This window comes from Microbulbifer sp. ABF4_148 (assembly GCF_056158985.1).
The window spans coordinates 1,037,696-1,060,094 of sequence record NZ_JBSWUI010000001.1 but is presented as its reverse complement, the minus strand read 5'-3'; the positions used below and the strand labels follow the sequence as shown (position 1 = coordinate 1,060,094).

At 59.5% G+C, this 22,399-nt stretch carries 17 protein-coding genes; 6 read left to right on the top strand and 11 right to left on the bottom strand.

What is annotated here, in order from left to right; all coding sequences use genetic code 11:
• Nucleotides 1-11: 11 nt before the first annotated feature.
• Nucleotides 12-1,211 carry an acetyl-CoA C-acyltransferase gene (locus ACXAD0_RS04630; protein WP_475087185.1) on the top strand — a complete coding sequence of 400 codons (1,200 nt, stop codon included), beginning with the start codon at nucleotides 12-14 and terminating at the stop codon, nucleotides 1,209-1,211.
• 64 nt (nucleotides 1,212-1,275) lie between these two features.
• Here ACXAD0_RS04630 and ACXAD0_RS04625 read toward each other — a convergent pair whose 3' ends face one another.
• From ACXAD0_RS04625 to tkt, 5 genes are all read right to left on the bottom strand, one after another.
• Nucleotides 1,276-3,675, bottom strand: coding sequence for a zinc-dependent metalloprotease (locus ACXAD0_RS04625; protein ID WP_475087184.1), 2,400 nt, complete (start codon nucleotides 3,673-3,675; stop codon nucleotides 1,276-1,278).
• 244 nt (nucleotides 3,676-3,919) lie between these two features.
• On the bottom strand, nucleotides 3,920-4,381 hold the full coding sequence (locus tag ACXAD0_RS04620) for a tRNA-uridine aminocarboxypropyltransferase (protein ID WP_475087183.1): 462 nt from the start codon (nucleotides 4,379-4,381) through the stop codon (nucleotides 3,920-3,922).
• Nucleotides 4,382-4,454: 73 nt separating this feature from the next.
• Nucleotides 4,455-6,155 (bottom strand): sulfatase-like hydrolase/transferase, encoded by a 1,701-nt coding sequence (locus ACXAD0_RS04615; protein ID WP_475087182.1) that lies wholly within the window; start codon nucleotides 6,153-6,155, stop codon nucleotides 4,455-4,457.
• Between the two features lie 162 nt (nucleotides 6,156-6,317).
• Complete coding sequence (gene gap, locus ACXAD0_RS04610) at nucleotides 6,318-7,328, bottom strand: type I glyceraldehyde-3-phosphate dehydrogenase (RefSeq protein ID WP_475087181.1); 1,011 nt, start codon at nucleotides 7,326-7,328, stop codon at nucleotides 6,318-6,320.
• A gap of 175 nt (nucleotides 7,329-7,503) precedes the next feature.
• Nucleotides 7,504-9,504 (bottom strand): transketolase, encoded by a 2,001-nt coding sequence (gene tkt / locus ACXAD0_RS04605; RefSeq protein ID WP_475087180.1) that lies wholly within the window; start codon nucleotides 9,502-9,504, stop codon nucleotides 7,504-7,506.
• A 273-nt stretch (nucleotides 9,505-9,777) separates the two neighbouring features.
• Here tkt and ACXAD0_RS04600 point away from each other — a divergent pair, with 273 nt between their 5' ends.
• The 4 genes from ACXAD0_RS04600 to metF all read left to right on the top strand — a co-directional run bounded on the left by ACXAD0_RS04600 (nucleotide 9,778) and on the right by metF (nucleotide 14,437).
• Entirely contained in the window at nucleotides 9,778-10,746 is a 969-nt protein-coding gene (locus ACXAD0_RS04600; protein WP_475087179.1) for a metalloregulator ArsR/SmtB family transcription factor, read from the top strand.
• Between the two features lie 96 nt (nucleotides 10,747-10,842).
• Entirely contained in the window at nucleotides 10,843-12,066 is a 1,224-nt protein-coding gene (gene metK / locus ACXAD0_RS04595) for a methionine adenosyltransferase (protein ID WP_475087178.1), read from the top strand.
• 89 nt (nucleotides 12,067-12,155) lie between these two features.
• Nucleotides 12,156-13,532 carry an adenosylhomocysteinase gene (gene ahcY / locus ACXAD0_RS04590; RefSeq protein ID WP_475087177.1) on the top strand — a complete coding sequence of 459 codons (1,377 nt, stop codon included), beginning with the start codon at nucleotides 12,156-12,158 and terminating at the stop codon, nucleotides 13,530-13,532.
• 62 nt (nucleotides 13,533-13,594) lie between these two features.
• Nucleotides 13,595-14,437, top strand: coding sequence for a methylenetetrahydrofolate reductase [NAD(P)H] (metF, locus tag ACXAD0_RS04585; protein ID WP_475087176.1), 843 nt, complete (start codon nucleotides 13,595-13,597; stop codon nucleotides 14,435-14,437).
• Nucleotides 14,438-14,543: 106 nt separating this feature from the next.
• Here the strand turns inward: metF and ACXAD0_RS04580 are convergent, their stop codons facing one another.
• Together ACXAD0_RS04580 and ACXAD0_RS04575 are read right to left on the bottom strand one after the other, a co-directional pair.
• Nucleotides 14,544-15,281, bottom strand: coding sequence for a hypothetical protein (locus tag ACXAD0_RS04580; RefSeq protein WP_475087175.1), 738 nt, complete (start codon nucleotides 15,279-15,281; stop codon nucleotides 14,544-14,546).
• A 185-nt stretch (nucleotides 15,282-15,466) separates the two neighbouring features.
• Nucleotides 15,467-16,042 (bottom strand): OmpA family protein, encoded by a 576-nt coding sequence (locus ACXAD0_RS04575; protein ID WP_475087174.1) that lies wholly within the window; start codon nucleotides 16,040-16,042, stop codon nucleotides 15,467-15,469.
• Between the two features lie 386 nt (nucleotides 16,043-16,428).
• On the opposite strand from ACXAD0_RS04575, the gene ACXAD0_RS04570 reads away from it, so the two are divergent.
• Nucleotides 16,429-17,229, top strand: coding sequence for a hypothetical protein (locus tag ACXAD0_RS04570; RefSeq protein WP_475087173.1), 801 nt, complete (start codon nucleotides 16,429-16,431; stop codon nucleotides 17,227-17,229).
• Between the two features lie 13 nt (nucleotides 17,230-17,242).
• On the opposite strand, the gene ACXAD0_RS04565 is transcribed toward ACXAD0_RS04570, so the two are convergent.
• The 4 genes from ACXAD0_RS04565 to ACXAD0_RS04550 form a co-directional block, all read right to left on the bottom strand.
• Nucleotides 17,243-17,890 carry an HAD family hydrolase gene (locus ACXAD0_RS04565; RefSeq protein ID WP_475087172.1) on the bottom strand — a complete coding sequence of 216 codons (648 nt, stop codon included), beginning with the start codon at nucleotides 17,888-17,890 and terminating at the stop codon, nucleotides 17,243-17,245.
• Between the two features lie 135 nt (nucleotides 17,891-18,025).
• A complete protein-coding gene (locus tag ACXAD0_RS04560; protein ID WP_475087171.1) occupies nucleotides 18,026-18,391 on the bottom strand; it encodes a hypothetical protein in 366 nt (121 codons plus the stop codon).
• A gap of 56 nt (nucleotides 18,392-18,447) precedes the next feature.
• A complete protein-coding gene (locus tag ACXAD0_RS04555) occupies nucleotides 18,448-19,188 on the bottom strand; it encodes a 16S rRNA (uracil(1498)-N(3))-methyltransferase (protein ID WP_475087170.1) in 741 nt (246 codons plus the stop codon).
• 76 nt (nucleotides 19,189-19,264) lie between these two features.
• Nucleotides 19,265-22,399, bottom strand: coding sequence for an efflux RND transporter permease subunit (locus tag ACXAD0_RS04550; RefSeq protein WP_475087169.1), 3,135 nt, complete (start codon nucleotides 22,397-22,399; stop codon nucleotides 19,265-19,267).

The following is a 22,399-nucleotide window of genomic DNA, read 5'->3' as shown; positions in this document are numbered from 1 at the left end:
AAGAGATCCCTATGACGCACGCCAATATTATCGATACTGTGCGTATCCCCCGCGCCCGCAGCCACGCAGAAAACGGCGCGTACGCAACCGTCAAACCTGTTGCCCTGCTCGCGCCACTGTTCCACGCACTGGCGGAGCGCAATGCCCTCGACCCGCGACATGTCGACGATGTGTTGCTGGGTTGCTCCACCCAGAGCGGCGAGCAGGGTTCCAACATCGCCAAAATGGCGACCATGTTCGCAGACTGGCCCGACAGTGTCCCGGCAGCCACGATCAGCCGCTTTTGCTGTTCCGGTCTGGATGCAGTCAACAATGCCGCCGCACAGATTGCCGCCAACACCGCATCCGTCATGGTGGCGGGCGGCGTCGAGCACCTCAGTCGCGCACCCATGTTTTCCGACCAGGGCCCCTGGTACTCCGACAAGGAGGTCATGCGGGCAACACGGTTCATGCATATGGGCCTGTCTGCCGACCTCATCGCCAATCGTGAAGGATACAGCCGCAGCCAGCTCGATGAAGTCGCCCTGCAGTCCCAGCAGCGCGCGGCAGAAGCCAGCCAGGCCGGCCATTTCCGCGACTCGCTCATACCGCTGGCCGATGCCGCCGGCGGCGCGATTCTGTCCGCCGACAACAGCGTACGCGCTACCAGTATGGAGAAACTGTCTGCCCTGCCAGCAAGCTTTAGCGCAGCCGCGCCGCTCGGTCAGAAACTGGTGGACCGGCATTACCCGGGCACCCAACTCGACTGCCGGCATACCGCCGGTAACTCGCCGGCCCTGGTTGACGGTGCCTCACTGGTGCTCCTCGCCAGCGGCGACGCCTGTGCGACACTCGGACTCAAGCCCCGCGCCAGAGTGTGGCACTTTGCCAGCGCCAGCGACGAACCGGTGCAGATGCTCACCGGCCACCTGCGGGCCACGGAAAAGCTGCTGCGTGCCACCAGCCTGACCACCCGCGATATCGACCTGTGGGAAATCAATGAATCTTTCGCGGCGAGTGTGCTGAAATTTCGACAGCACTTTGACATCGCGTTCGAGCAGTTGAATGTGAATGGCGGTGCCATTGCCCTCGGACACCCGCTGGGCGCGACCGGCGGCATCCTCATTGGCACACTACTGGACGAGCTGGAGAGAAGAGACCTGCAGCGCGGACTGGTCGCCATTTGTGGCGGTGCCGGCGTCGGCGTTGCGACACTGATCGAACGTCACTGAACAAACCACACTTGCCAAAAAAAAGGACCGGCCGTAGCCAGTCCTTTTGCAGTGTTCGGCACCCTTAGATCGGTGACCCCGGCGGCATCGACTTGAGTTCGTCAGCCGTCGGGGCATAGTCGCCCGACAGGAACGCCGCAATGCGCTGTGCCTGATGATAGTAGTGTGCGTTGTAGCCCTGGGGGTCACGCCCGAACAGGCGCATTGCCCCAATCTCCTGCTGGATACGCGCCAGCTGCATATTGGCTTTCGCCCGCACGGACTCCGCGGCTTTCTGGTCGGCCGCCAGCAACATCAGTCGCTGTACATAGACATGGTTTACTCGCTGGTGCACGGAGGCCTCCAGCCCCTCATAGCGCACGCGCCCCAGAGCCATATCCGTGAGACTGTCGAGCACGCTGGCAAAACCCGGCTTGTCACCACGACGTGCAGACTGCTCATCCAGACGCGCGGCACGACCCGGCTCGAGCAAAATCGACAGCGTGTGATTTGCCGCTGCCTCACCGGCTGATACCGCATCAAATGCGACGCCGGTATTGGACGGGAAGCTTTCCCGGCTGCGACGGTACCCGTAGGCCTTTGGCGCCATCAGATTCAGGACCGATTCCGGCAGGGTCAGGAATCCCGGCTCCAGTGTCGCCAACAGGGCCTCAATCGCCTGCTGCTGGCGACCCGCTGGCACCACGGTGTAACTGGCACCCGCCTCGCCGTTATACAGGTAGTCATAATCCAGGCCGCCGATCAGTTTACCCACGGCTTCCGCCTGGTAGCGGTGGCCGTAATAGACAGGCACCAGGACTTCTTCAAGGTCAGACCGCGGTGCTTCCGGGGCAAGCGCATTTTGCGAGAAGCGCTCGAGGGCAAACTGGCGCAGCTCTACCATGCGCGCAAATTCCGCCAGCGGCTCTGCGCCGTTGTCCCACAAATGCGAGCCGGCGTGGGCATGGAGAATCTGGCGCGAGTCGGGATCGGAAATAAAGCGGATACCGCGCTCTTCGGCTTCGTTGATCACCGACGCCAGGAACTGTTCCTCACCTTCCTCACCGGCAATGCCATAGCCATAACGCACGGCGAGCTTGTCCCACTCTCCCATACCGGTGGCATAGGCCTGCTCGGGATGCAGCGTACTATTGGCGAGACTCACCAGCGGTGCCGGATAATCCATCACGGAAGCGCGGTCTTTTGTGCTGGCAATAAAGTTATGCGCGATGCCGAGGGTATGGCCCACCTCATGCGCGCTCAGTTGCCGGATACGTGCCAGAGCCAGAGCTTCCAGCGCAGAGGTATCCACCGTCTCCTCACCAAACGGCTGCAGAAGTCCCTGGGCAATCAGGAAGTCCTGGCGCACACGCAGCGAACCGAGGGTGACATTTCCCTTGATGATTTCACCAGTGCGTGGATCGACAATGGATCCTCCATAAGACCAGCCGCGCGTAGAGCGATGCACCCAGCTGATCACGTTGTAACGCACATCCATCGGATCCGCATCCGCAGGCAGCAGCTCCACCCGATACGCATCTTCAAAACCGGCAGCGGCAAATGCCTGCTCCCACCAGCGGGCACCATCCAGCAACGCGCTGCGCACCGGCTCCGGTACACCCGGATCCACGTAGTAAACAATAGGCTCGACAACCTTGTTGCTGCCGGCCTGCTTCTCCAGGCGATGGCGGTAGATCAACCGTTGATCCAGCGGCTCGTCAATAGCCGTGGCGTAGTCACGAAACACCAGAGGGAAATAACCACTGCGGCTGTGGAAAGCACGCGGCTGGTAACCCGTATCCGGCAGCGCAACCAGGGAAATATGCTGGCGCAGGGAGACCAGGGTAGGGGTCGGCACGACTTCGCGCAGGTAGTTACCCGGCTTGCTGCCGGTCAGGGTCAACTGGACTTCGAATTCACTGTTGTTGGGGAAGTTCCTGGTTCGCGGCAGGTACACCGCCGACTTGGATTTGTCGATGCTGTAACTGCCCTGCTCGGTCGCCTGCAGGCGCGCGGCAATGCCATGCTGGTCGCTCAACAGAAACGGGGTAAAGTCGATCAGCAGACGATCCCCGTCCCGGGCAACCGCTTCAAAGCCCCACAGCACGGAAGAGGCAAACGCTTCCCGCACCGCCTGACGCTCCGCCGCGTTGTCGGACTCGGCGCGATACTTCAGGTTCAGCTGGTGCAACAGCACCTTGTTACCCACACGCTCGAACTGAACCACCCGGTTGTCTCCGGCCTGATTGCGATCCAGTCCGACCGGGTTGGATCCCAGCCCCTGGGGCAGGCCACTGAGCAGCAGGAACTCGCGTTCGTACTGATCCACTTCCAGCAGGATTTTGCCACTGGCGTCATCCCAGTAGAAATCATAAAAGCCGGTTTGCTTCTGCATACCGCTGGTGTAGTCGGCAATGCTGCCCGCGTGCGCAGCCACGCTGAACAACACAATCAAAAGGGTACAAAGCCCCTGGCGAATTGACATATAGCCCCCTGCTTTATGGTGGGTGGTCGATTGTTATGGGATCAAGGCAATTATCAAGCCAGTGCTGCGGCGTGGACACCGCAACACGAATGCGCCAAGAGTACCAGCGACGCGGCATGGCGCGAAGCCACAATGGCGCTGAACCCGCGGTTGGAGAGCAAAAGCCTCTGAATCCCCGTTCCCGCGCGACAAAGTTCCGACCAAAGGGGCCAGGGCAGATCCCCGCAAGACCGGACCGCGCGAGTCAGCGGAGGGAATTGAATAGCGCGAATGCCTGCTCCAGGGATTCCGCAGCATCACTGCACCCCTTCTCCCGGAGAATCAGCGCGACGCTCTCGGCAGTGCACAGGCCACCCGCCACCTGATTGCGTCGGCGGACAAATTCAGAGGCACGGACAGGTTGCAGCAATACTTTGCGGGCGGTGTGCAGGTAGGGACTGCGGTTATACATCTTGCGCGCCTCCTGCCAGGTGGCATCAAGCAACACAAAGTGTTCGATCTCAGCGATGTCCGCGCAAACCGCATCGGGGGCGGGATATACCAGGGCGGTCGAAGTGAACTGGAAGGCCTGCACGAGCTCCGGATCGGGATTGGTGCGCTCCCAGAGCACACGCTCGACCTGCGCCTCCTGCATCGCCAGCACCAGCTGGCCGGTGTTATTGGGCTTGTCGAGCTCGCGGCGATGAGTCAGCAGGGTAATCTTCATACCGCGCATAAGACACTGAAAGCCCAACCGGCGCAATGCGGCATCGGCAAATTACCCTGTGCAGGCGTACGGCCTAAAGATCACTCTCGGTAAATGGCAAGGGCTGCTTGCTGACCTCCTGCGGATCAAACGGCAGATTTTTCTTGTCCACCGGCGCAGTATAAATTTTTATGGTTTCGGGCCGGACATTCTCCAGCCCGGTCAGGGCAGGCCCCGGCGTCGCGTCGGGACGGTTGGGATACTTCTTGATCCACAGCTCGTGACGCTGACGCTGGCGATTGAACATACTTTTCACGTGGAACTGCTCAATCATCTCGCCGTGCATTTCCCGGGGATCGGTAAACAGGTCATAGAACTCGTTTTTGGACAGACCCGGTTCGGCGTTTTTCCAGTCGCGCTTGAACCGGCCTTTCACGCCGGCAGCGAGATGAGGGCCCTGATAAATCATCACATAGTCACGTCGGCTGTAGCCGTCGCCATTCAGGAATAGTGCGGTCTGGTCAATACCGTCAATAATGCGATCGCGCGGAATATATTGTTTGGCACCGGCCAGGTTGGCGAACGTGGTATACAGATCGGTGACATGCAGGATATCGCCGACAATTTGTCCCGGCTTGATGACGCCGGGCCAGGTCGCCAACATCGGCACCCGCACCCCCCCTTCCGTAAAATCCCCCTTACCGCCGCGATACAGAGTCTCCACCATGCCCCGTGGCCCGTGATGAATAAAAGGACCATTGTCCGCCATTACGATCACCAGCGTATTTTCCGCTATGCCCTGCTGCTTCAGATGCGTAAATAGCCGGCCCATAAACGCATCAATTTTAACCAGCGCCTCGGCCATGACATTTTTATTGGCGGTAATCCGCTTTGCCTCCCGGGGATCAGGAAAGAAGGCCGTGGCAATAGGCTGATAGGAAATAAAAAACGGCTTTTTCTCTGCCACGCTTTTGTCGATAAAGGCGAGCGTCCGACTCTGTGACTCAGTTTCTATATCCCAGTAGTTTTTGATATCCGGTGGCGGCCCCCACTCCCGACTCGGGCCATTTTTAGTCCCTTCAATAGTCCACACAACCCCACGGGGCTGATGCGACTGGTCCAGGTCATACGGGTCTTCACCATGCAGCTCCGGAAACATACCTGTGATGATATTGGCCACCTCAGCTTGCGGAATCCACATACTGGGCACCTGGTTATACGGCGTGAAGAGCGCTTCGTCATAGCCCTGCTTATGGGCATAACTGAATTCCGTATCGCCAAGATGCCACTTGCCAAAAAAAGCCGTGTTATAGCCAGCTTTCCCCAGCACTTCTGCGATCGTCACTTCACCACTATCCATGCCGGAGTATTCGACCGGGAACGACACCGTATGCATACCGCTGCGTACGGCATAACGTCCAGTCTGGAAAGCCGCGCGCGTCGGCGTACAGGCTGGCTCGGTGTACATCCGCATAAAATTGATGCCGTCATTGGCCATCTGGTTGATGTTGGGCGTCTCAAAACCCCGCACGCGCTGGATCGCGGGAATCCCCACCTCGCCCAGTGCGGTATCGTCCCACATGATATGAATGATATTCGGCGGCCGCCCGTGCTGGCGCTTCAGTTCAGCCAGACGGGTATTCAGCTGCTCGTCTTCCTGTTGCCATTTCTCTCCAAACTGTGCTTCCAGGATATAGTGTTCCGCATCATGAATAATGGGTTCCGCAGCCACGGCGGCGCCCAGCAAGGCGCACATCAACCCCAGCAATAGAGAGTTCAACACAGAGAATGGCATAACGATCCACCCGAAGAGACAAAGCCGTTGGGGTGAATATAGAAGTGGGAGAAGGGTTTGCAACAGGATTGGGCGCCCGTCCCGTCACACGCAAAAAAACAGGCTGGCGCGAAGTTTATGGCCGGGTGCCGGCGCCGACCGACCTTATAGAAAAGGCGCCTGCTAGCGCCCCATCACCTGGACAACATCCAGCATTCGGTTGGCAAAACCCCATTCGTTATCGAACCAGATCAGGATCTTGACCAGCTTGCCGCCCGCCACCCGCGTCTGACTGGCGTCGACAATGCCCGAGCGCGGGTCGTGAATATAGTCACAAGACGCAAGAGGCTCCTCGGTGTAGCCGAGCACACCTTTAAAATCGTTCTGCGCAGCAGCGCTCAAGACGGCATTCACTTCTGACTGGGTAACGTCGCGGTGTAATTGCACGGACAGGTCAATCGCGGATACATTGACGGTGGGCACCCGCATGGCCTGCGCTTCAAAACGCCCCGCCAGGCTTGGCAAGATACGCTCGATGCCACGGGCAAGGCCCGTATCAACAGGAATAATGGAAGTGACCGCACTGCGGGTCTTGCGCAGGTCCGTGTGGTGATAGGCGTCGCTAACCGGCTGATCATTCATGGCCGAATGAATTGTCGTAATCACCCCGGCATCGATACCAAAGGCCTTATCCAAAGCCGCAATCACCGGCACGCTGCAGTTGGTGGTGCATGATGCTGCCGACACGATCGACTCTGACCCATCCAGCACGCCATCATTCACTCCGTACACGATGGTTGCATCCACATCGCGACTGGCCGGCTGAGAAAACAGTACCTTCGTAGCGCCCGCGTGCAGGTGAAGCTCAGCGCGGGCGCGCTCCGCAAAGCTCCCGGTACACTCGAGCACGATATCCGCCTGGTTGGCGCGCCAGTCAAGCGCCTCGAGCTGTTCGTGATGGGTGACCGCAATCGCGTCACCATTGACCAGTAAGGTGTCGTCTTTTACTGATACTTCACCGCCAAAACGACCATGTACGGAATCGTACTTGGTGAGATGGGCAATGGTGGCGCAGTCCGCGAGCTCGTTGATAGCCACAATTTGCAGATGATCACGGGCGCCGGTTTCATACAGAGCGCGCAGCACGGAGCGACCGATACGGCCATAGCCATTGATAGCAATTCTGGTGGGCATAATTTTCGCGGCCTCGAACAGCGATACCGTCAACTTCCTGGGTGCAGCATTCTAGCACTGGTTATGATCTGCGCGCGGAACAAGTGGTATACGGCGACAGGGCATATTGACGGGACCAATGAAAACAAAAAGCCCCGGTTTCACCGGGGCTTTCGTAAGGCTACACCGGAGTGCTTTACAGTAGCTTCTCGACGGTTTCCACAACATTGTCGACGGTAAAGCCGAAGTGCTTCATCAGCTCGCCACCGGGCGCAGATTCGCCGAAGCTGCTCATGCCAATGATGGCCCCATCAAAGCCGACGAACTTGTACCAGTAGTCCTGATGCGAAGCTTCAACAGCAACACGCTTGCGCACCGCAGCGGGTAATACCGCCTCACGATAGGCAGCGTCCTGCTCCATAAAGGCCTCGGCACAGGGCATAGAAACCACACGGATCTTGCGGTTGCTCAGCAGGCGCTGGGCTTCTGTGGCCAGCTCGACCTCGGAGCCAGTGGCAATAATGATCGCCTCCGGTGTGCCGTCACAGTCAGACAGGATGTAGCCGCCTTTTGCCACGTCAGCGAGCTGTGCTTCAGTGCGCGGTTGCGGCTGCAGGCCCTGGCGGGAGAATACCAGTGACGCCGGACCGTCTTTGCGTTCGATCGCAGCTTTCCAGGCAACCGCAGACTCGGTGGCATCACAGGGGCGCCAGGTGTGCAGGTTAGGCGTGGAGCGCAGGGCCGCCAGCTGCTCGACCGGCTGGTGAGTCGGGCCGTCTTCACCCAGACCAATAGAGTCGTGGGTATAGACAAAGATAACGCGCTGCTTCATCAGTGCGGCCATGCGCACCGCGTTGCGGGCATATTCCATAAACATCAGGAAGGTCGCACCGTAGGGCACGAAGCCACCGTGCAGGGCAACGCCATTCATGATGGCGCTCATACCGAATTCACGCACACCGTAGTAGAGATAGTTGCCGGATGCGTCGTCCGCGGTAATACCCTTGCAGCCAGACCACAGGGTGAGGTTGGAACCGGCCAGGTCGGCAGAGCCGCCGAGGAATTCCGGCAGCAGCGGGCCGAAGGCGTTCAGCGCATTCTGGCTGGCCTTGCGCGAGGCAATTTTCTCACCCTTTTCCTGGCACTCCTTGATGTATTCGGCGGCTTTTTCGGAGAAGTCTGCCGGCAGGTCACCCTGCATACGACGGGTGAACTCGGCCGCTTCTTCGGGGAACGCTTCCGCGTAGTCGGCAAAAATATCGTTCCACTCGTCTTCCTGTTCGGCGCCTTTGGCTTTCGCGTCCCAGCCCGCGTAGTGCGCATCGGGGACCTGGAAAGGCTCATGCGACCAGCCCAGGTTCTCGCGCACCAGCGCGATTTCATCGTGCCCCAGCGGAGCACCGTGGCACTCTTCGCGACCCTGCTTGTTCGGGGAACCGAAACCAATCACGGTCTTGCAGCAAATCAGCGTCGGCTTGTCAGTCTCGGCGCGGGCCGCTTCGATGGCCGCCTTGATGGCGACCGGATCGTGCCCATCCACCGCGGGAATCACATGCCAACCATAGGATTCGAAGCGCTTGGGGGTATCGTCGGTAAACCAGCCCTCAACTTCACCGTCAATGGAAATGCCATTGTCGTCGTAGAACGCAATCAACTTACCCAGACCGAGCGTGCCCGCGAGGGAGCAGGCCTCGTGGGAGATGCCTTCCATCAGGCAGCCATCGCCGAGGAAGCAGTAAGTGTTGTGGTCCACCAGCTCGTAGCCGGGGCGATTGAACTGCGCGGCGAGCACCTTTTCTGCAACGGCAAAACCAACAGCATTGGTAATGCCCTGGCCCAGCGGGCCGGTGGTGGTCTCCACACCCGGGGCGTAACCGTACTCCGGGTGGCCCGGCGTCTTGGAGTGCATCTGGCGGAAGTTCTGCAGCTCTTCGATCGGCAGGTCATAGCCGGTCAGGTGGAGCAGAGAATAGAGCAGCATGGAGCCGTGACCATTGGACAGGACGAAGCGGTCACGGTCGGCCCAGTTCGGGTTGGCCGGATTGTGCTTCAGATAGTCGTTCCACAGCACCTCGGCGATATCGGCCATCCCCATGGGGGCGCCGGGGTGGCCACTATTGGCTTTTTGCACGGCATCCATGGACAGGGCTCGAACGGCATTGGCCAGCTCGGTGCGGGACGGGTTAGGAGAAGTCATAGCGCTCTGCTCTCTAGGCTCGGTTTATTGACTCGGTTCAGGCCGGGTCTCGGGGAAACGGCCCACTGCGGATGGGCTGTCTTCAAAAGGAGGCGTATTTTCCCGTATCACGCGCTCTCACGCAAAGGGCGTCGGGCTGAAATCCACTATTCACGACAACTATTTTACTCGCGGGCGATCAAGTGCAAATTCAGTACAACCCCACCCAAAAATCTTTACACGACTATATCAAAATATTTTGATATTGCACTGACAACTGCTAGACTGCCCGCCATGTCAACGCAGGATCAGGAAACCACCACCCTCGCCGAAGAGGGCATTGCCGGACTCGCCGCCACTCTCAAGGCCGCGGGCGACCCCCTGCGTCTGGAGATCCTGCGCCTGCTGAGCCAGGACTCCTACAGTGTGCTGGAGCTGTGCCGCATCTTTGACCTGCGTCAACCGGCGCTCAGCCACCACCTCAAGGTATTGGCCCAGGCCGGCCTGGTGAGCAAACGCCGCGAGGGCAACAACCTGTTTTACCGGCGCAACGGCGGCGGCCAGGCACTGCGCGGGCTGTTCACCAGCCTCGACCAGCTGCCGCTGTCGGAAGGTCGTGCAGAGACCATCGCCGCCGTGAGCCAGGAGCGCGCCGAAGCCTCCAAGCGCTTTTTTGCCGATTACGGCAACCGTTTCCGCGAGCAGCAGGAACTGATTGCCGGCTATGACGTTTATGGCCCCCAGGTAGCCCAATTGCTGAATCCGGGGAAGTCCGCCCTGGAAGTGGGCCCAGGTGAGGGAGAGTTCCTCGCCGAACTGGCCCCGGTTTTCGACATGGTTGTGGCGCTGGATCTTTCCAGCACCATGCTGGAACGGGCACGCGAGTTCTCGCAGCGCCAGGGCCTGAAGAACATCGAGTTTGCCTGCGGCGATACCCGCGTGGCGGCTGAGCGCGCGGAGGGCGCCGACGCCATTGTGGTGAATATGGTCCTGCACCATACCCCCGAGCCCGAACAGATATTCCGCGACCTGGCGCAGGCTTTGCGCCCGGGCGGACAACTGCTGATTGCCGAGCTGCAGCAACACCAGCAGGACTGGGCACGCGAAGCCTGTGGCGACTTATGGCTCGGCTTCTCGCCGGAACAGCTGCAGCGCTGGGCCGAAGATGCCGGCCTGGAAGATGGCCGCAGCGTCTACAGCGCACTGCGCAATGGCTTCCAGATCCAGATTCGCGAATTTACCAAGCCGGCCAACCGCCGCTGATTTTTCTTTTAGATTTCGGGCAATCCCATCGATCTGCCCGGGCGTAACAGCCAGGAACAATTGCGCCGCGGGAGCGGCTTCAAAGGAGAGTTTCACATGAGTGAATACAGACTGTTTACCTCTGAGTCCGTATCAGAAGGTCACCCGGACAAAATCGCCGACCAGATTTCCGACGCGGTACTGGATGCACTGCTCGCCCGCGACAAGCATGCCCGCGTGGCCTGCGAAACCCTGGTGAAGACCGGCATCGCAGTCATTGCCGGTGAAATCAGCACCAGCGCCTGGGTGGACCTGGAAGACCTGGTACGCAAGGTGATCACCGATATCGGCTACACCTCTTCCGAGGTGGGCTACGACGGTGATACCTGTGGCGTACTCAACGTGATTGGCAAACAGTCGGTGGATATCGCTCAGGGCGTGGACCGGGCCAAGCCGGAAGACCAGGGCGCTGGCGACCAGGGCCTGATGTTCGGCTATGCCACCAATGAAACCCCGACCTTTATGCCAGCGCCGGTGTACTACGCCCACCGCCTGGTGGAGCGTCAGGCAGAGGCGCGCAAGTCCGGCCTGCTGCCGTGGCTGCGCCCGGATGCCAAGAGCCAGGTCACCTTCCGCTACGACGAACATGGCAAGCCCGCCGCGATCGACGCCGTTGTCCTCTCCACCCAGCACAACCCGGAAGTTACCCAGGAAGACCTGCGCGAGGCCGTGCTGGAGCTGATCGTGCATCACGTGCTGCCGGCGGAATTGCTGCACGAGGGCACCCAGTACCATATCAACCCGACCGGTAAGTTTGTGATTGGTGGCCCGGTGGGCGACTGTGGCCTGACCGGGCGCAAGATTATTGTCGATACCTACGGTGGCTCCGCCCGTCATGGCGGCGGCGCTTTCTCGGGCAAGGACCCGTCCAAGGTGGATCGCTCGGCAGCCTACGCCGGCCGCTATGTCGCCAAGAACATCGTGGCGGCAGGTCTCGCCGACCGCTGTGAGATTCAGGTGTCTTATGCCATTGGCGTGGCGGAACCGACCTCTGTCGCGATCGATACTTTCGGTACCGGCAAGGTCAGCGAAGAGAAGTTGATCGAACTGGTGCGCGAGAATTTCGACCTGCGCCCCTATGCAATCTCCAATGCCCTGGACCTGCTGCATCCGATGTATCAGCTGACTGCGGCCTACGGTCACTTTGGCCGCGAGCCCTTCGAGCACACCTACGAGTGGACCGACAGCGAAGGCGTACAGCGCAGCGAAACCTTTACCGCCTTCCCGTGGGAAAAGACTGACAAGGCCGAGGCCCTGCGCCAACAGGCCGACCTGGCTTAATTGCCGCGCCCGCCAGGGACCGGCAACCGAATTATCGCGGCACCCACAACAACCGGGTGTCGCAAAAAAGAGATCAAGAGATGAACCAGATGAGCACTGAATTCAAAGACTTTAAAGTGGCCGACATCGCCCTGGCCGACTGGGGCCGCCGCGAAATTGAAATTGCCGAAGGCGAAATGCCGGCACTGATGGCACTGCGTGAAAAGTATCACGCGGACCAGCCGCTGAAAGACGCCCGCATCATGGGCTGCATTCACATGACCATCCAGACTGCGGTATTGATCGAGACCCTGGTGGCTCTCGGTGCCGAGGTACGCTGGTCTTCCTGCAACATTTTCTCCACCCAGGACCACGCGGCCGCTGCGATCGCCGCGCGCGATATCCCGGTGTTTGCCTGGAAGGGCGAGACCGAGGAAGAGTACGAGTGGTGCCTCGAGCGCACTGTGGGTGCCGATGTTGCCGGCTGGCAACCGAACATGATTCTCGATGACGGCGGTGACCTGACCGAACTGCTGCATCGCAAGTACCCGGAAATCCTCGATGCCTGCCACGGCATCAGCGAAGAGACCACCACCGGCGTGCACCGTCTACAGGAAATGCTGCAGAAAGGCACCCTCAAGGTACCGGCGATCAACGTCAACGACGCCGTCACCAAGAGCAAGAACGACAACAAGTACGGCTGTCGCCACAGCCTGAACGACGCCATCAAGCGCGCCACCGACCACCTGCTGTCCGGCAAGCAGGCGCTGGTCATCGGCTACGGTGATGTGGGCAAGGGTTCTGCCGCTTCCCTGCGCCAGGAAGGCATGATTGTGCGCGTTTCTGAAGTCGACCCGATCTGTGCCATGCAGGCCTGCATGGACGGTTTTGAACTGGTCTCCCCGTACATCGATGGAATCAATACCGGTGAAGCGTCCGCTATCAACCGCGAGCTGCTGGCCAAGACCGACCTGCTGGTAACCACCACCGGCAACGTCAACGTGTGCGACGCACACATGCTGGCCGCGCTGAAAAATGGTGCGGTTGTGTGCAACATCGGCCACTTCGATAACGAAATCGACACCGCATTTATGCGCAAGAACTGGGAATGGCAGGAAATAAAACCGCAGGTCCACAAGATCGTGCGCGACGCCGCCAGCAACGACCACCTGCTGCTGCTCTCCGAAGGCCGCCTGGTCAACCTGGGCAATGCGACCGGCCACCCGAGCCGCATCATGGACGGCTCTTTCGCCAACCAGGTACTGGCGCAGATTCACCTGTACCAGGAGAAGTTCGCCGACCTGCCCGCCGACCAGAAAGTTTCTGCCCTGTACGTGAAAGTACTGCCGAAGAAACTCGATGAGGAAGTGGCCCAGTATATGGTTGAGGGTTTCGGCGGCGTCATCACCCGCATGACCGAAGACCAGGCCAATTACATCGGCGTTGATGTAGCAGGCCCATTCAAGCCCGAAAGCTACAAGTATTAATTGAACCCTTGCCCGGTTCCTGAACAGGAACCGGGCGACCAAGGGACTGGAATGACAGCGTTATGACCGACACCCCAAGAATCAGCTTCGAGTTTTTCCCACCCAAGACCCCCGAGGGCCGCGAAAAGCTGCACAAAACCCGTGAAACCCTGCAGGCGTTCCAGCCTGAGTTTTTCTCCGTCACTTACGGTGCCGGCGGCACCACCCGCGAAACAACTGCCGATATCGTTACCGGCCTGAGCCGTGACGGCATTTCAATTGCGCCGCACCTGTCGTTCGGTGGCGATAATGAGGAGATCGTACTCCGCCTGCTCAAGCAGTATCGTGAGGCGGGTGTTCACCGTATCGTCGCATTGCGCGGTGATATGCCATCCGGCATGGGTGCGGTGGCACAAATGGTGTATGCCAATGAGCTGGTGGCGTTTATCCGTCGCCACACGGGTGACCATTTCCATCTGGAAGTGGCCGCGTACCCTGAAATCCATCCGGAAGCGGAAAGCTATACCGCTGATATCGGCTACCTGAAGGGCAAGTTCGATGCGGGTGCTGACAGCGCGCTGACCCAGTACTTTTACAACCCCGACGCGTACTTCTATTTCCTCGACCAGTGTGAGAAAGCCGGCATCGATGCACCGATTTATCCGGGCATTATGCCTATTACCAACTTCACCAACCTGGCCAGGTTTTCCCGTAACTGTGGCGCCGAGATTCCACGCTGGCTACAACAGCGCATGGAAAGCTTCAGCAACCCGGAAGATGTGAAGAAACTCGGGCTGGAAGTGGTTACCGACCTCTGCGAAACCCTGCTTGAGGGCGGGGCACCCGGTCTGCATTTCTACACCATGAACCAGGTGGAGCCCACGGCAACGATCTTGCGCGCGCTCGAGCTGGGGTCGGCCGAGTAACGCTTCACTCGACACATAAAAAACGCGGGCAAGCCCGCGTTTTTTATTGTCTGCACTCCCGTTAAGGGCAGGTCAAACCCATCCTGGCGGCAGCCGTCCCATGTGGCTACGTCTTGGTCACGCGGGCCCAGACTTTACCCAGACCCACCGTCTTCACTTCATGCACTTCCAGCTGTGCACCGTGCTCCACCTTGTGTTGCACATCACCAAAATCATAACGGAACCCCTCGAGCTTCGGCGACTGGCTCATCAATGGCCGGCCCACATGGGAATCCACCTCTATCATATCGCCCGCCGCCGGCATGCCGCCGCTAAAGTGCTTGGTGGTCCAGCCACCAAAAGCAGACTTATGGCCCAGGTAAATCCAGCCGGTTTGCGGGCTTTCCACCTCCGCTAGTTCCAGGTCCTGGGCATCGTTGATGGCAATCGGCTGCAACGCATCACGCTGTGCCACCTGCGTCGGCAGCGCGATGGCCTGATTGCCGGCTGGCGGAGTCACCTGCGCTTCCGGGTTAACAGGATCCGCCGTTGCGCCCGGTGCGAACTGCTGAGCCGCATCCGGGTTCGCCATCCACAGCACGAGAATCATGATGGCCAACGGCCCGCCGGCTTTCAGATACGGTAAGGAAATCTGCACGAACCCCTGAAAACAGGCAGTAATCAGTGCGGCACCGAGGGCAAGCAAAATAGACAGGGGTAACTGCGCTTCGGCGTACTTGTCACCGAACTGGACCAGGAAGACCAGAGGAATACAACAGAGGACAATACCGGCAAAAAACAGAAAATAGGTATTGGGCGGCCGAACATGCGCTTCCTGATGCGGAGGCTGGGCGGGAGGGGTCATCGGCGGCTCCTTGCTGCGAGTCGATGCGGGTTTTTTCTTCAAGTAAACGGTATCGCAGCCCCCAACCGCTGCTACGACAACACAAGATCAAGGAGGATAAACGAATCGGCGCGCCTTCCACAAACCGGAAACAGGTCACGCCGCCCTGGCTGGCGGCGCGACACCAGGTGTGCCGACGACTGACATCACTCTTCCTGCAGCACACGCACCACGAGCCGGCGATTCTTTTTCTGCCCCTCCGGCGTGCTGTTATCGGCAATGGGGTCGGTATCCCCATAGCCCTGCGCCTGTACACGCTCCGGGTCGATACCGCGCTCAATCAGGAACTGGCGCACCCATTCCGCACGCCACTGGGACAGTTTCTGGTTTTTCTCCGGCTCACCTTCACTGTCAGTATGCCCCTCGAGCATGACGCGGATAGACGGATAATCGCGCAGTATGACCAACAGCGCCTCAACATCCGCAATCGTATCCATTTTCGGCGCGAACCCGCCCGGGTTGAACAGCACGCGCAAGATAAAGATGCCGTCGCTGGCATCACCGCTCAGATAGCGAACCATGGCATCGCCGAAAGGCGCCGCCTGTCGCGCCGCCTGCTCGCCTTCACTGTTAGTGACATTGGACAGCGGCTCGAGTGAATACTTTTTGTGGGGATCCTGACACCCACCGAGTATCGCCAGCGGCAGGGTAAACAGACCCACTCTCAATGGTTTGAGCCAGGGGGTGATTTTCCGCTGGGGATGAGTATCTGCATGATGCATTGTTGCCTCCAGATACGACGGTTCGATCGAAAGGGGCAGGGAAGGTCAAAAGAGGAACCCTACCAGGGCTCAACACATAGACACTCACTACCCTCCGGTTGAGCGCGACCCGACCCAACGATCCTGTCACGCTCGAGTCCGTTCTACCGATCGCTCTCCCTGCAAATCCCTATCGTAGTGTCGCCGCCCGGGCCGTCACCAGCCCGCGCCCACATCCAACCGCTGCACTGCACTTAGCCACGCGGCTTGCAACTGGAATCTGGTCAGTCACCATTTTGCGGCGCGGCAATCGATCCCTACGGGTACCTCACCGCCCACCCTAGACTTCCATGCTGATCGGTCTGCATCAGCGACAGACCGAAGGCAAAAACCTGTCGGAGGCGGTAATGGCACATCCCGAAGCCCGCTCAAACAGAAAAATATCGACGAGGCGCTGGTTCCTGGCACTGCTCTGCCTGGGGGTACCGGCAGCCGTGCTTGCCGGCCTTGCCCAGGCGCCCCGCGCAGAGAGCACGCAATTGCTGTCGGTGGCGCCAGACCAGATTCCCTTCGTTCCCGGAGAAAATATCCGCACCGAAATTACCTGGCGGGTTGCGAGTCCGGGCGGCGCGCAGTCGCCGCGCGGAGAATTCGTAAATCTGGCCAACAACACGGTGCTTGGCACGGGCGGTGCCAACCTGGTGCTATCCCGCGATACCGGCGTTCTCAGTGAGCGTCTCGAACTCAAAGCGGAACAGGCACGGGTATGGCAGCAACAAGGCATCAAGCGCGTGGGGTTCCGGCGGACGTTCAGTGGAGCGGCAGGGCGGATTTCCAGCAAGGTTGTGATCGAGCTGGGTCAACAGGGCAAACTGAAACAGCTCAGCGCAGTGCCCATCGAGCAGACCATTACGCCGAGTACGCGCCGGGTCATGCTGAAGTGGCAATTGATCGGTGACACCGACGATATTGAAGCGAGCTCCAATGTCGGCCAGTTTATGCTGGGCGACCGCACCATTCTCGCCAACGGCACCCCGCTGGTGAGTGGCGGCCGCACACTCGTCAACGAGACCGTCACCATTCCCGAAGGTCTGGTGCGCGACCTGTTAAGCCGGGGCGCTTCAGAGGTGCAGTACAGCCGAACGTTTGTCGACAGCGATAATCACCGTCGCAGTGCCACAGTGACATTCCGTCTGTTGGATCAATAAGCAGCGTGGTTTTTTACAGGAAGTCGACAACCGCCAGCAAATCACTGACCACCCGCGCACCCTCGGCCGCAAGCTGCGGAGCGCGATTAGGATGCGGGCTGTAGCCGACCACCGGCATACCCGCAGCTACCGCGGCACGGACACCCGCAATGGAGTCTTCCACAACCAGGCAGCGCTGCGGCTCAACCCCCATCGTCTGGGCAGCGTGGAGAAACAGGTCCGGAGCGGGCTTGCCACGACCAACATCATCCGCACTAAAGATGCGCCCGTTGAAATACTCAAACAGGCCGGTCTTGTTGAGGGTTAACTGCATTTTTTCGTGGGAGCCCGACGAGGCCACACAGCTGGCCAGATTCACCTGCAGCAAGTGATCCAACAGCCCCTCGATACCCGCAACCGGCAGCAATTCCTTGTGAAAGGACTCGCGGATACGCCGCTCGGTATTATCAAAGTAGCTGGCCGGCAGTGGGCCACCGAAGCGGGTCTCGATCTCCAGCAGGCAGTCCTGTGCGGGCCGACCACTGAATTGCTCATCGAGCTCCTCCGCCGTGACATTCATGCCCAGCTTATTCATTTCCTCTGCCACTATTCGACTGACAATAGTTTCGCTATCTACCAGAACGCCATCGCAGTCAAATATCACCAGCTCAGTGGCAAACATAGCAACCCTTCCACAATATTCTTTTACGCGACAAAGTCGGTACTCAAGTTTAGCTGCCCGCCCTGACCCATGACGCGCATAAATGGATATTCACGTCAGGACGGCGCGAAAGTGAAAACCCTGCGAGGCAACGCCTCAGTTCGCTGACAGCAACAGAATACCGACCAGTACACCCACGACAGCCATCAGCCGCACAAAGGTCTCATTGCCGTGGGCAATGCGGATTGCCAGCGCCTTGCTGCGCTCAAATCCGATAAACATCATGTAGGCGCCAGCCAACACCAACAAGACGCCAAGCACATTCAGCAGCATATAAAGGGAGCGGCCATCGGCAATCAATAACACAAACAAGCCGATCAGCACTCGCGCCCAGGCCGCGAAGGCAAACCCCGTCTCCGTGAGGCGTTCACTCAGATTGCGAGCGAGTTCGGGCTTGAAGGCCGTCGCCAACGAAAGTCCGATAATTGCCAGTCCCAGCAACCAGATGATTAATTTGATCATACGCTCCCCAACCCCCTGTCAGTTTGATACCGAAATACACTGCGCCGCCTGCGCAACTAAAAGTCACCCCACTGGTGCTGCAACACCGAAATCGCCGCAACGGGTGCCGTCTCGGTCCGCAACACACGCGGCCCCAGGCGCAGCGGTTGAAACTGGCGATCCATGGCCACGGCAATTTCATCTGCCGATAAACCGCCTTCCGGGCCGACCAGCAATAGCGCGGAATCGGGACGCCCGTGACGCTGCTCCAACTGTTCCAGGGTGACGTCAGTACGATGATGCAAGACCAGGGGCAGGTCGGCCTGTTGCGCCGCCTCCGGTAGATAATGCGCGAGCTTCTGTGGATCGGCAATTTCCGGCACCAGGTTGCGCGCACACTGCTCGCAGGCACTGATGGCGATCTGACGCCAGTGGCCGAGCTTTTTCTGCAGCCGTTCACCACTGAGCTTGACCTCGCAACGCTCGGTAAACAACGGCTGGATCCGCTGCACCCCCAACTCTGTCGCTTTCTGAATCACCCAGTCGAATCGATCGCCACGGGAAATGCCAATGGCCAGGGTCAGTGCGAGCGGCGACTCTCTTTCCGGTGTCGAGTAGGCCCCCAGACGTGCGCGCGCACGCTTGCCGGAAGACAGCAGCTCGGCGGCATACTCTCCACCCATACCGTCAAATAGCACCAGCGGACGCCCCGGCGCCAACCGCAGTACTTTGACGAGGTGACGGCTCGCGCCTTCATCCAGCTCGACTTCATCGAGCCCCGCCAGTGACTGGCGGCAATAGATACGCGGTATGCGCATGGCGTCTTTCCTCCCGACTGCAGATACAAAAACGCCGACTGGACGTCGGCGTTTTCATTGGATCGAAGCGGCTAGTTTAGGCCTTTTCGAGTGTCACAGGCAATTCGTCAGTGGGGGAACCGCGACGCAATTTCCCGCGCAGCACTTCAATCACCTTGTACAGGTTCGGTACCAGGATCAGGGTGACCGTTGTTGCAAACAGAACACCAAAGGCCAGGCTGATCACCATCGGGATCAGGAACTGCGCCTGAATCGACCGCTCGAACATGATGGGAATCAGGCCTGCAAAGGTCGTGATAGAAGTCAGGATAATCGGACGGAAACGATCCCGTCCTGCCTGCACTACCGCTTCCATCACCGCCATACCCCTCGCACGCAGCTGATTGATCCGGTCCATCAGTACCAGGTTATCGTTCACCACAACACCCGCCGCCGCGAGGAAGCCCAGCATCGACATGATGCTGATGTCATATCCGAGCAGCAGATGGCCGACGATGGCACCGAAGAAACCAAACGGTACGGCGGTCAGAATCAACAGCGGCTGGGAATACGAGCGGAACGCAATGGCCAGCAGCGCATAGATGGTAAAGATCGACAGGATAAAGAACGCGACAATCGCCCCGCCAAACTCTTCCTCTTCCTGCATCTCACCGGCAGTCTTCAGCGAGAAGCCCGGGAACTTTTGCTCCCACTCCGGCACCTGGTTTTCACGCAGCTGCTTGAGGATCTCATGGGCCGAGGCCGCACCCGGAGTCAGCTCCGCGCTGATGCGAACGGTACGCTCTCGGTCGTGACGACGGATTGTGGTATAACCCGGCACATACACCGCATCGGCAACCGCGCTGAACGGGATTTCGCCCTCATTGGTGCGAATGCGAATACGGTCGATCTGTTCTTCGCTGGCACGCTCCTCCTGCGGATACCGCACCATCACCCGCACGTCTTCACGACCGCGGGGAATGCGCTGAACTTCCTCACCATAGAAACCCTGACGCACCTGCTTGGCCACCTGCGAGAGCTCGATACCCATATTGGTGGCGTGGGGCTTCAGCTGGATCTCGATGTCCTGGCGCGCGCTGATCAGGTTGTCGCGCACGTCGTAGACGCCGGCAAAGCCGTCCAGCTGCTTCTTCACCGCATCGGCAGCGGCACGCAGTTCGGCCATGTCGCCGGACGATGTGCTGAGGTTAAGCGACATACCAGAGCCACCATCATTGATGGTGTGGGTAATCCGCATTTCCTCCACGCTGGCGGGCAGCTCACCAATGTATTCGCGCCAGCGCAGGGACAGGTCCTTGGAGGTCACGTCGCGCTGCTCGCCATCCACCAGCTGCAACAACACAGTGACGTTGCCGCGCCACAGGAAGGCCATGGTGTTCTCGACGAACGGCTGGCCGCCATTGAGCTTGAGCATTTCAGGGTCTTCAGCGACGCGTTCGGCAGCCCGCTCGAACTGCTCCATCACCCGCTGGGTCTCCTCAAAGGATTCACCCGGCGCCATGGTGGTCCGCAATTCCAGCAGGTCGGAAGGCACCTGCGGTGAGAACTGCGAGCCGATATAGCCACCCTTGAATACCGCAAAGGACAGGAACAGCGCCATCGTGAAGACCATCACCGTGGCACGACTGTTACTCAGCGATTTCTCCAGCAGCGGCAGGTAGTACTTGTCACCGGCCACTTTCATGCTATTGGCAAAGCGCGAACGCAGGTTCTGCAGCTTGAGCCCCAGGCCAGAAGTGGCTTTCTTTTCCGGCTTCATGCCCACCAGGTGCGCCGGCAGAATCAGCAGCGACTCCACCAATGAGAACAACAGGCACAGCAGCACCACCACCGGCAGGGACAACATCATCTGCGAGGTGACGCCCGGCAGGAACAGCATGGGCAGGAAGAACACCATGGTGGAGACCACGGCGAAAATTACCGGGGAAGCCACCTGCTTCACACCCTCTTCCGCCGCCTCGAGCCCCTCGACACCGCGGTCGTGGGCCGCATGCACCGCCTCGCCGACAATGATCGCATCATCGACCACGATCCCGAGAATCAGCAGGAAGGCAAACAGCGAGAGCATGTTGAGTGTCACACCGGTGATCGGCAGCAGCCAGAAGGCCCCCATAAAGGCGGTCGCGATACCAATGGTTACCCACATGGCCAGCGCCGGACGCAGGAACAGCATCAACAGGACGAAAACCAGCGCGAGTCCGCCCAGGGCGTTGCCGGCCAGCAGTTCCATACGGCCTTCATAGGCCTTGGAGAAGTCGAACCAGACCTCGAACTCCATCCCCGGCGGCAATTGCTTGCGCGCCTCAACCATAAAGTTATTGATGGCTTCGGCCGTGGCAACCACATCCAGCGGTTCACCCTGCAGCACGCGCAGGTTCATCGCCGGCTTGCCATTGAAGCGAATGACCGAGCCCTCTTCTTCAAAGCCGTCGCGAATCTCCGCCACATCACCGAGCAGGAGACGCGTACCGTCGGCACGGCTCATCAGGGGAATTTGAGCGAAATCATCGGCCGTGTAGGCCTGCCCACGGGTCTGCACCTGAATATCGCCACGGTCTGAACGCACCATACCGGCGGGCAGATCCAGCGACGAGCGACGCACCGCATTGGCCACATCGTCGAAGCTCAGGTTGTAGCGACGCAGGTCCAGCTCGGAGACCTCGATGGAGAGCTCATCGGCACGGTCACCCCAGACATCGACCCGGCGCACGCCGGGCAACAACATGATTTTGTCGCGCAGGTCGAGCGCGGTGTCCTTCAACTGCTTGGGAGACACCGGACCGCCGATGGCGATCATCATCATCTGCTGCTGCCACTCTTCCAGCGCCACTACCGGGCGCTCGATGTCCGAGGGGAAGGTATTGATGCTGTCCACCTGGACCTTGATGTCGTTCAGCAGGCGCAGCTCGTCATAACCATCAACGGCCTTGACCTGAACCGAGCTGCGGCCGCGGGCGGACCAGGAATTCACCTCCTTGATGCCCTTCACTTCAGAGATGGCCTGCTCGACCCGCTGGGTTATCTGCTGCTCGACCTCTGCCGGACCGGCGCCCGGGTAGCTGATGTTGACCTCGACAATGCCGGGGCTCAGGGTCGGGAATACTTCTCGGCCAATACCAGAGATCCCGAACAGGCCGCCGATGAGAATCATGATCATCAGCAAATTGGCGGCCTTGCTGTTCCTAACGAACCATCCGATTACGCCGTGCAT